Here is an 11,845-nt window from a genome sequence, read left to right as displayed (position 1 = left end):
GGAGTGGTCTAACCGAACTTTCAGTTAGGATGATGAGTTGCTAAATGTTTGACAGCTTGCCCGGGACAAGGAAATATGCAGATGCGTAGCCATAGATGTACAACAATGAAAGACCTCATTGTTCTTTGCGGCATTTAACGCCGACATAATTCCTGTTGAAATAGGGAAAATTCTGATTGTTATCAGTTTGGATTTGTGATGGAACTCTTCACTATACATTCGTTTTGCTAGATGGCATTGGAGAAGCAAAACGGCAAGATTAAGCCCATGTAGATAGATGATTTATCGTAAATTACATTCGGCTTTGATCTAATGGCGTCAAGGTATATATTTTGTCTTTCTCGGTGGTAAGACCAATCGAATAACCAACGGCTATATCCAGTTCGTTTAACGGTACAACTGCATTATTTTTGTAGGTAATTTTTTCCGGAATAATCAACAGGGGATTTTTAATTGCGCCAGCAGACAGTGGAGTTGTCTTTTCAACAACCTTTACCACTTCAGCTGTCCTAATTTTAATATCGCCTCCCAAATTGGATCGTATAACAGCTTTAGTCAATTTACCTTTATCCCACTCTATATCGACCGTGAAATTACCTCTGGCCTTGAGCCCCTGTACGCTTCCCTTTCTCCATGCGTCTGGTAGCGCAGGGAGGAGATGAATTTCACCATTGTGGCTCTGCAAAAGCATTTCTGTTATACCTGCTGTTGCCCCAAAATTGCCATCGATCTGGAAGGGTGGGTGTGCATCCAATAGATTCAAATATACACCTCCACCGCTGAGTTGCTCTCCCTGCTTACTCTGATCAACATAATTAATTGCAGTTTTCAATATGCTGTAGGCGTGGTTGCCATCTAGTAACCTTGCCCACCAGTTTACTTTCCAGGCCATTGACCATCCCGTACTCATATCGCCGCGATGAACGAGCGATTGTTTGGCTGCTGCGGCTAATGCTGGTTGATGCCTAGGATCGATCTGATTGCCCGGATACAGACCGTATAGATGTGATAGGTGCCTGTGTTTATCATTAGGTTCGTCCCAATCTTGATACCATTCTTGCAATTGCCCATATTGTCCGATCTGATAGGGATAAAGCCTTGTTTTGGCTTGCAAAATTCTTTCTTTCAACTCCCCATCTACATCTAGCAGATCGGCCGTGCGGATATAGATGTCGAATAGATACCGGATGATAGACATATCCATGGTAGAAGCCATTGATAACTGATATTCTTTGCCTTGTATTTTAACGGTATTTTCTGGAGAAGTTGACGGGTTAGTTACAAGATGAGGGGATTTCAAGTCATCAATCAGCCAATTTATCATGAACTGTGCAGATCCTTTTATCAATGGATATGCTCTGTTTTTTAAAAAATCGGTGTCCCCAGTAAAAAGATAATGTTCCCACAGATGGGTGCACAGCCAAGCTCCTGCCATTGGCCAAGCCGACCATTTGGGCATTCCTCTTGGATCCCAATCGTATCCGCCGGGAGGAGATGTCTTGGCCCAAATATCCGAGTTGTGATGGGCCGTCCAACCTTCTTTTATTCCATAGTTTACCTTCGCGGTAACCGCTCCATTGATCGCTAAATCATCTAAAAAATCAAATAAAGGATAGTGACATTCGGAAAGATTGGTATTCTCTGCCAGCCAATAGTTCATCTCGGTGTTTATATTGGTGGTGTAATTACTGCCCCAGGGAGGTTGAATGAGGTCATTCCATATACCCTGAAGGTTTGTAGGTAGGCTTCCGGGTCTAGAGCTCGAGATGAGTAGATATCTTCCAAATTGATAGTACAAGGCTAAAAGCGCATTGTCTTTACCACTTTTACCAAAATGGATGATCCTTTGATCTGTCGGTAGTTTAATGAGGTTGTTGTCGGTTCCTAAATCAATTTTTACTCGATTGTAGAGTTTTGCATAATCGTTGATATGGCGTAACCTTAGTTGATCATAGTTGAATTTTTTCAGGCGTCTCATATTCGTTTTGGCTTCGATGCTAGGATCTTTGCCATTAAAGCCTGGAGATTTGTCATATCCATTAAAACTAGTAGCTTCAGTAAGCGAGATAACGACTTCATCAGCATTTGTAATAGATAGTTTTCCATTTCTGTATTTGCTATTGCCACCTTTCAGACTTACTGTTGTATGGATTTCGAAATTCATCCCTTCGCCCTTATCGTCATCGTAGACAATCTGTTCGCTTTCGTAAGCACGGTTGGCTACAAATTTTGGTGCTTTACCAAAAAGTACTAAGTGGTTTTTATTCGTTGAGGTTGTCCTGTGACGTAGCCTACTCGTTAATGATATATCAACGGAAATCCTCTTTTTCTTATTGGATTTCAAACGAATTATAAGCGCTTTGTCGGGGTGGCTTATGAAGGATTCTCGCGTGTATATCGTCCCATCTATTGTGTAACGTACAGTGCTTATGGCTTTGGTTAGGTCCAGATCACGGTAATATGAGGAAACCGAAGAATTGTGGTCAGGAAAATCCAGTAATAGATCACCGAGCGGCAAATAGCGTGCAGAGTATGGTCCTTGCATTTTCCTCCAATGTTTTTCAGCGTCCAGATATCTTCCGTCGAAGATAGCCTGCCGCACCTCAGGTAAGATTGTGGGTCCATTTGGGTTGTTTCCCGGGTCTGGAAATCCGGACCACAGCGTGTTATCGTTTAACTGATATCGTTCGGATTTTATTCCACCGAAAACCATTGCACCCGACTTTGCATTACCTAATGGCAACGCTTCCTCCCAAATAGCAGCTGGCTTTTCATACCACAACTTAAATAAGTTATCCGGCATGGTTTTTTGAGCGAACACACTGATCTTGCTCAAAAGTACGACTGTGGCGACCAATACTATTGTCGAAATATTTCTGAATTCCATGCTCATTAGTGGTTTTGGGTAGAGAGGATCGCAGTAGGTATCTCTGCTGATTTTACGGAGGCCTTCCAATCATCGGAGAACGTTCGAACCTTTATCCGAGCTCGACCATTATATGCCTGTACCTTGCGGGCTCCATCCGACGTTCCCAAGTTATCTAAAAGCTCTGCATCGCCGGTCACGTCGAAATGCAACCATTTCTTTGTGTCAAGACTAATGTTCCCGTCTTTATCAAGAAGGGTCGCTTCCAGGGTAATCAAGTCACCTTCTCTGGCAATTTCACCTAATCTAACTTGCGTTGGACTACTCCATCGTTTTGTTTGGTAGTTTTGCTCTATTTCATCGACTATTGTCTCGTTACCAATCTTTGCCAAAGCCTTTATATGATTCTGTCCTTCTTTTAGATCAACCATCCATCGTAGTCCTGCCGAGGGAAAGTCCTGTGAGTTTCTCTTACGTGTGCCTTGACTTTGACCATTGACGAAAAGTTCGACTTCTGAGGCATTCGAGTACACTTTAATCATCTTCTTTTCGTTGGCTTCGCCCCAGCGTACGGGCCAAGAGTGTCCATATATGTGTATCATAGGTTCCGTAGCCCAATATGATTGGAATACGTAATAGCTTTCTTTCTTTTTAAAGTCACGTTCAACTACGCCTTTTTGGTTTACATAAGGCACGGGATTATCTGGGCGAACAGGTGTCGAGAAGTCCTTGAATGGCCAATATGCAGTACCGGTAAGCCATGGCATCGTTTCCTGTTCCTTCAAATGCCAATCGATTAGATTGCAAATGTAGCTTTCGCTCCAATCACCGTCTTTCGATACGCGCGGTGCGCCACCGGTCAGCGATGCATCGCCAGCTCTTTCGTCGTTACCGTATCCACCTTTAATGTTGCTTAGCTCTTTGTCCGGATTTTCGGCATGTCTTCTTGCGTGGCTATCACCACCCCATTCCACATGAAGAAAATGTGCTACGTCTTTCATTGCATCCTCAGACGTTTTTTTGTAGTCTGTGTATACACCTCGGTACCAACCGGCCCAGATAGAGGGCGAATACACATCGACGATGTCCTTACAAAACTCACAACGTCGAATAGCGGTTTTTCGAAGCGGGTCCAGTTGATGCGAGAGATCGTGGAGCTCCTTCATAAACATGCGGATTTTCTCCTTGTCAAATTCTGAAAAATCACCCGGCCAATCATTCTCATTGCCGATCCCCCAAATGATGATCGATGGATGATTGTAGTGTTGCTCAATCATATTGGTTAACATTCTCCGACCCTGCTCTTTGTAAACATCACCTCCGATACCGCCACGGCACCATGGTATCTCTTCCCAAACCAATATACCTAGGCTGTCACAAGCTTCTAGTACGGTTTTGGATTGTTGGTAATGACCAAGCCGGATAAAGTTGACGCCCATATCTTTGATCATTTTCATCTCCCTGAGGATCATTTCGTCGGTCATAGCAGCCCCAACCCCGGCATGGTCTTCATGCCTATGGGTTCCCCTAAGAAGTAGACGTTCGCCGTTTAAATGGAAAGGTCCATTTTTAATAAATTCAATGTTTCTAAAACCGATTTTAGTACGTTCGGTATAGGTATCCCCGCCAGCTTTGATCGTCGTAATCAATGTGTAGAGGGCAGGCTTAGACGGGCTCCACAAGACAGGCTCTTTGACGATGAAATCTCCAATAACCTGTTCTTCGACAAGATTCATGGAAGGAGCCGGCAAAGTGATCTCTTCGCCATTTGGATCGATCAGCTTTACTTGCATCTCTGCCTTGGCAGGTATAGCATTTGCCGTGTATATCCTGGTCTTCAACGACACCTTTCCTTCTTTCGTATTTTGATCGAACATTGCCGTTGCAAAAATTTTATCGATGCCTATTGCCGGCACGTAGCGCAGGTTCAACGGGCGGTATATCCCCCCGTAGAGATTAAAATCGGATAAATTTGAGGGTATCATATTTAAATCTCTTGAATTATCCACTCGAATCGAAATGGGGATATGACCCTTGAAAAGATCTACATATTCCCTAGTTTGACTAAAGTTCCTTACCGCTTCCGTAATGTCCACGGACCATTCGTCGTAGCCACCTACGTGCTCACCAACCTTGGTTGTGTAGACGTATACCTCAGCTTTTTGTCCAACGCCTTCAAAATGCAGTAGTGTGCGACCATTTTGGTAAGGGTTTCTGATTTTTACAGATTTCCGGTACCACGCTGGTCCTTGATAATAGTTCAAATCGGGGTCTACAGCGTCGAATGCGTTGTAGCAATGGGGGAGATCTATCGTATCCCATATTGGAAGTGATTCAGGATTGCCCGATTCGACTGGTCTCACCGCTTCCCATATCCCTCCAAGATCGCTGCGTAAAAAAGACCAGTCATCGCTGAGCCGTTCTGTATGTTGAGCGTTGGCAACATGGATCTGTAGGAACAGTGATGTTATGAATAGGAGTAGTCCAATTTTTAACATAAGAGTAATATAATATACTTTTCTCGATTAAAGTGTCGCTATTTTCCCTCATCCAGCGCGCCGCTGTTCATACTTTTTTTGGGGTTCTGTACGTTCGCATCTTGAACGTGACCTTTCACTTCAAGTCGTATAACGGATGCGATGTCGTTAGGGGCTTTTTGAGGGATATCGATAAGGGTTTGATTACCATCTAATTTCGTGTTCAGTCTTTTTCGATCGGAGATTAATTCTGCTGAAACGACTTCATGTGATAGCCCCGGTATTCTTAATACTCCGTCACTCGGCCAGTCAAAGACAGATAGGTACAAAATCGTATTCTCTTGGTTATGCTTTGCTGTGCATCGACCCCATTTTAAAGGCCTTAAAGGACTAGGTTGCGTGGCGTAGATCGCCTCGCCGTTAACGGCCATCCATTCGCCAATCTGCTTTAGTCTTTCTATGCTTTCCTCTGGAATGGTTCCGTCCGGCTTCGGCCCTATGTTTAAAAGGTAGTTGCCTCCTTTGGACGCAATATCGATCAAGTTGTGGATCAGCGTCTCTGTGGATTTCCAGTTGTGGTCCCAGCTTTTGTACCCCCAACTGCCATTCATCGTCATGCATGTTTCCCAATTGCTGCCGTCGAGCTCTTCTCTTGTAGGAATACTTTGCTCTGGAGTCTTGCTATCGCCTAGAAAATTAGGTCTTTTCAATCGATCATTTGTGATGATGTTCGGCTGCAATTTCAACAGATCATGGAGTTTCTGGGCCGCCTCATCGGTCATTCCGACCGGGGTATCCCACCACAATACAGCAACATCGCCATAATTGGACAAGATCTCGCGAACTTGGGGTACGGCCACCGAATCGATATATTGCTCAAAGCTCTTACTGTACTGTATGGGATCCCAATGCCCGTTGTGAGCAGCTGTGTAGGCGTCTACCTTCACTGAGTCGGGATTAGGCCACCCTTCTCTCATAAGCTTTCGCGCAGCGGTACCGCCGGGGTTGTTCCAATCTTGTGCTTGAGAATAGTAAAAACCCAATTTAATTCCATGTTTCCGGCAGGCTTCTGCCAGCGGTTTTAGCAGGTCTTTCCCATACGCGGTAAAATCCACTACGTTGAAATTGCTAGCTTGTGATTTGAACAGCGCAAAGCCATCATGGTGTTTGGCCGTAATAATAATATATTTCATTCCGGCATTCTTAGCCAAAAGTACCCAGGACTCTGGGTTATAGTTGATGGGATTAAATGATCTAGCGGTGTCTTGATATTCTTGCACTGGTATTTTCGACCGGTTCATGATCCATTCGGCACCATATCTCGCTTGCTGATGTCCGTGATAGACCCCTCCCCATTGGGCGTAGACGCCCCAGTGGATAAAAAGTCCGAACCTGGCCTCTTTCCACCATTGCAAGCGATCTTGGTTGGTGCTAGTTGGGGATTGAGCATGCACGTTGGAGAACGAAAAACAAACAATTAAAAATAATATTAAATAGTTTTTCAAGCTCATTATGTGTAACATTTGATTTTTTTTTTGCTTAACGCGCGTTTCCGCCCATTCGTCGCTAGAGATGAATGTTTTCATATTTATTGATGGTTTTTTTATTGCGTTATTATCAACATTTTATTAAATATTCTTCACGGGAAAACTGACCAATATTTTATATCTAGCTCCTTTGTAGCTCCGAGCTATAAGCTGCATCATAAACCATCAGGCCTTCCGTGTCAACTTTCTCCGATCTTAATATCTGGTTTATATGCTATATTTAAATGCGGCTGTGGTATTAAGACGTTCGAAATAGGAAATTGTCCCCAGAGATTAATGAGTTAAGGAGGCTCGGTCCTATATATCTGATATAAATATCAAAAGTACGGTTGTAACGATGGTACATGGCATCTTTGTTTTACTATTTAATCAAAATTCAAGGAAATTTTTTAATCCCAAGCGGCATTTTATGCTGTGGAGCAACTTAAATTAAATAGTTTCGTAAACCTAACGATATAGGCTTCCCGCAGTTTTCAGAACTAGCGTTATTTGATCAGCATAGCATCATAAAATTGAATGAGTTAATGAAATCAATTTTGATTTACCGCGAAACCTTCAATATGATATCAAGGCTGGAAATCATTTTGTACAATAAATCTACATTCTGTTTGTCTATTTTTTTTGATATTCCGGGACAATATAATACCTCGACCGTCTAAAATAATAACTATTAAAAATTCTGTTTGTAACCTTGGGGTTCGTTGTTTCAATAAATATGAATGTGTACTGCCCTAATCAGGATGGTGCACATTTATTATATAGAGTTCTACGAAAATCGAGTTTAAAAAAATAAAGCGAACAGATCCATCGGCTGTTTTTAAAGCTGACATTTTTTTTGTGAGCAATAGTTCGTCCTTTATTAACTGAAATATGGAAGGCAATGTGTTCATATTCGTTAGCGTTATTTAGATACTTCTGATTTTTTCATGGGACAATTACTGTTAACGATCGTCACTATGTCTAACGCAAGATAAAAGATTTATTGGTTGTCGATGAACAATAGTCCTCAAGCATATAAAATGATCGCAAAGGTGATAGGTTGTCTTCCGACTTTTCGAAGCTTTCATATCGATCAGCGTCGTTCAGCATATATTTTATTAAAAAGGCGAATTATATCGGGGGCAATGTGAATTTTGATCATTGACTCACTCAAAGGCTCTGAATTCGATTGTTAATGAGTTTTTTACGTTGAGCATTCGTTATATGGAACCGACGAATCAATAGCAAAATCCCGATGTAAAGTGTAATCTATTTATTAAAAAATAAAATAAATATTTGAAAGGAAATGAAAAAGTTAATAGCAGGATTATCTGCAATTTTGCCACTTGCACTTTATGCGCAGGAGAGCGTTAAGATCTCGGGTACTATAGCCGGGACTTCAGGGAATGAAAAAGTATTTCTGCATTATGGGGAAAAATCGGATTCCCTGCGTCTGGAAAATGGTAATTTTATTTTTTCTTTTGACTTGTACGAACCAACGCCCGCTGTTCTCCTGGTGGGTGAATCGCTTGGGCAGTCAAGAAGTAATCCACGTTTATCATTCTATGTAGAGCCCGGCAATATTACGATCGCCGGAAAGCAAACCGAGTTGTCCAAAGCAAATGTGCTTGCCGGTAAGGTAAACGAAGATTACCTTGAGTTTTTAAAAGTCGCTCAAGAGGTACAGAACCTTACCAATGATATGTGGGAATGGTATGGACAAGCTGGGGAAGAGGAAAGGAACACGGAGGCTTTTAAGGCGCAAGTGAAAGTCAGAACTGAAAATGTTGCCACCGTTGGAAAAAACATCTTTTCGGCGTTTGCCAAATCGCACCCAAATTCCATTATTAGCATACGTGCTATAGAAAGCATTGTTGATGAATCTGATGTTGAGTTTCTGGAATCTCTTTTCCAGGGCCTCGATGATAAGGTGAAAATTAGCGATGCCGGAAAAAAATATGCAATGGCCTTAGAGACCATTCGCAAAACACGTATTGGAGCCATGGCACCGGTTTTCGTACAGCCGGATACTACGGGTCAGGATATCTCTCTGGCAAAGTTTCGCGGCAAATATGTTTTGCTGGATTTTTGGGCGAGCTGGTGTCCACCCTGTCGTGCCGAAAACCCAAACGTGGTCAAAGCGTTTCAGGCCTTTAGGGATAAGGACTTTACCGTGTTGGGCGTTTCGTTGGACAATGAGAAAGGTCATGACAAATGGCTGAACGCGATACACGATGATGGATTGGGAGACTGGACGCAGCTTTCGGATTTAAAGGGATGGGAGAATGCTGCAGGAAGAATGTATGGATTAAAGGGTATTCCCACGAATTATCTCATTGATCCATCCGGAAAAATTATCGCAAAGGATCTTTTCGGAGACGATCTAATAAAGAAGCTTGAGGAAATATTTTAAAATCCCGACCTTCAGTCCGATAGTGAGGGGAAGTTGCCGTTCTTTAGCGAACAGATCCTTGTTAAAAGCGTTTTTATGGATAACTGACCTCGTGCATTTGGCGAGCTTAGGTACTGTTTTTCTCGACTAAACATGTAGGTATACGCTTCAGAACGGAATATACATGGATCGTCTGCTTTATGTTATCTTCGGAAATCTATTAGGGTAAGCTATATTAATTCTCAGCCACGGGGCGGGCGATAAAGTGTCTGCGAGGATATGCCGTGTTTTAGGTCCACCGTTCATTCATCATATTTTTTACCAAATTGAACAGGCAGGTGTGTAACTGTGGTAAATAGATAGGGACAAAAGATGTGTTTTGACGTCTATTATAATTGAAATAGAGATTAACACTAGATCAACGACTTTATGGGTATCATCAATAACACGATCAAGGATTTGCAGGATCAAGTTAAAACAAATTTTATGGTGAAGGAGCTGTCCTACCATGACTCATTATATTTTATCTATGCGACGGATTTGAAACCTATATTCGTTGTCGACACGGACTACAATTTCATTCTTTTAAAAAGATCGGATCTGGAGCTTTACCCCCATAATTTTGTTTTTCATGCTGCTTTGCAGGACGCTCCATTTACAGCTCAAAAAGAATGGACAAGGATTGATTCTATAGACAGCTTATTATTTGACCACATCATCAACTTCCTTGGCCACTATTGTGAACGCAAAATACATAGCACTGTAGGTTAGATTGCTAATTGATTAAAGCAATGGATATATGGTGCACGCTGCAGATCAGCTACCCGTTTGGGTAGTTGCCGGTTTCCTATTGTTTGTCGGGTATTAGGATTGATTAGAAATTTTTATGCCGCAGGCACAATGTTTTGGCAATATGGAACTTTGAAAGTTTAATAATGATGTGATTATTCTTTTAACGAATGAGGGACAAACCTCAAATCGGGCCGTCTTCTGTAATAGTGCTTTTATATTGTAAAGAGCCTGAGCAGAAGTGTGGCGAAGGTTCTGGCAATAATGATGAAAAAGCAGTCATACACCGTCATTTTTTTAAATTTTATAACCATGTCAATGAATAATTATAACCCGGAAAACGAGCGTTTTACTGATCGTTTGATTGTGCTGGTGCTGGTGGTTCCTGTTGTCAGTTTTGCAGTAGGATGTTTAATCACCTTTCTTTTGATGAGATAGTGATAATATAATTTAGGTCTGTCACGTACAAATCTTAAGATATTAATTTTTGCATATTGAAAGATCATAATTTTTTATCGCAACTATATTGCGATAGTATTGGCTTAGTAATTTTTTAATCGAGGATAAGCCGAAAACCGATTACCATAGTAGGTATTAAAATTCAATTTGATATCGTGAGAGATTCCGTAAATAAAATCAAATTAAATCTGGAGGATATCGAATTCGAATGTTTTGTAACACATGTCGTTGACGAGGTAACAAAACGATAGTTTGGCGGCTTGGGAAATGTGTATGGGCCGATATAGCGAGCCTACGGAAGATCATGATGGCTCGCTGATCAGCAGCAGGACAATCGTCTGCTAACGTCATTGCAAGAATAGGAAAATCAGGTCTATTGCCTATAGCTTTGCCGTGATCAGCGAGCCGCTTTTATACAGAGGTCGGATCTGCGCAGATAAATCGGGCTGCTTTCGGATGTAGAACAATGTCTTTAAAGCCAATCTGTATGGTATTCTGCCTCCGAAAGCGATAGGGAGCAAATTTATTTGCTCTTTTTTAGGGACATAATCATTTCTCAACCGTATTTTAAAATAAATACACACGAAATATGAAACAAGTATATTATGCTGATTTTTTATGAGTAATTAACTGGGATGTTGAACCTGTAAAAGTTTAACAACACTTTTTAGCAACAAAATTCGGTTGTTTGCCGTAACATGTGTTCTTTTGATAGGATATAGAGAAAACAAAAATTATATAGCAGTGAATATAAAAGCATCATTAGTAAATTACGTAGATTATAATATCTGGGTTACAACACAATTGGTAGACTGGCTTTGGGAGCAGAGTGATGAAATGTTATATGAGGAATGCCGATCAAGCTTCACCAGTATAGCAAGGACACTCAAGCACATTAGTGACACTCAATTATACTGGTCTTCAATGATCCGTGAATCGCCCACGCCAAATTTCGACTATAATCCTATGGAAGTTGACGTGAGGAGTGAAATGGATAAATTGCTAAATGAAGCGAAGTTGCTGGCTGATTATGTAAAGGATAACGGTGACGATATGTGCAAACGCTATTTGATCGACTCCGAATGGTTTTCGTCAAATTTTCCGAAATACGAATATTTATTTCATTTAATTCTACACACGACCTATCATCGAGGTCAAATTGTAACTATTGCACATAATGTCGGAATTCCAAATCCCCCAATGTTGGATTACAACTTTTGGAATGTGTTGCATCGACAGACTAAGTAAAATGCATTTGCTAACGAGGTAATAATAGTAGTGGTTTGATAACCAGCGAGATACTTAGTTATGTAAAATGGAATACTATATAAAAAGG

Annotated in this window: 6 protein-coding genes; 3 read left to right on the top strand and 3 right to left on the bottom strand. The window is 41.5% G+C overall.

The window, feature by feature from the left end:
- Positions 1–292 precede the first annotated feature (292 nt).
- The 3 genes from B0I21_RS18000 to B0I21_RS17990 are packed head-to-tail and all read right to left on the bottom strand — an operon-like array spanning position 293 to position 6,866.
- Positions 293–2,887, bottom strand: a complete 2,595-nt coding sequence (locus B0I21_RS18000) for a glycoside hydrolase family 95 protein (protein WP_133641883.1) — start codon at positions 2,885–2,887, stop codon at positions 293–295.
- A 5-nt stretch (positions 2,888–2,892) separates the two neighbouring features.
- Positions 2,893–5,364 (bottom strand): glycoside hydrolase family 2 TIM barrel-domain containing protein, encoded by a 2,472-nt coding sequence (locus B0I21_RS17995; protein WP_133641882.1) that lies wholly within the window; start codon positions 5,362–5,364, stop codon positions 2,893–2,895.
- Positions 5,365–5,402: 38 nt separating this feature from the next.
- Positions 5,403–6,866, bottom strand: coding sequence for an alpha-L-fucosidase (locus B0I21_RS17990; protein WP_133641912.1), 1,464 nt, complete (start codon positions 6,864–6,866; stop codon positions 5,403–5,405).
- A 1,309-nt stretch (positions 6,867–8,175) separates the two neighbouring features.
- Between B0I21_RS17990 and B0I21_RS17985 the strand changes: the two genes are divergently transcribed.
- From B0I21_RS17985 to B0I21_RS17975, 3 genes are all read left to right on the top strand, one after another.
- On the top strand, positions 8,176–9,282 hold the full coding sequence (locus B0I21_RS17985) for a TlpA disulfide reductase family protein (protein ID WP_133641881.1): 1,107 nt from the start codon (positions 8,176–8,178) through the stop codon (positions 9,280–9,282).
- A 408-nt stretch (positions 9,283–9,690) separates the two neighbouring features.
- Entirely contained in the window at positions 9,691–10,032 is a 342-nt protein-coding gene (locus B0I21_RS17980) for a hypothetical protein (protein WP_133641880.1), read from the top strand.
- A gap of 1,221 nt (positions 10,033–11,253) precedes the next feature.
- The gene (locus B0I21_RS17975; RefSeq protein ID WP_133641911.1) at positions 11,254–11,757 is read left to right on the top strand and encodes a DinB family protein; all 504 of its coding nucleotides are present in this window, start codon (positions 11,254–11,256) and stop codon (positions 11,755–11,757) included.
- The last annotated feature ends 88 nt before the right edge of the window (positions 11,758–11,845 follow it).

The sequence above is a fragment of the Sphingobacterium paludis genome (assembly GCF_004364125.1).
In the GTDB taxonomy this organism is placed as follows: Bacteria; Bacteroidota; Bacteroidia; order Sphingobacteriales; family Sphingobacteriaceae; genus Sphingobacterium; species Sphingobacterium paludis.
Note: the sequence above shows the minus strand (reverse complement) of the source record. Positions and strands in the feature narration are given on the sequence as shown.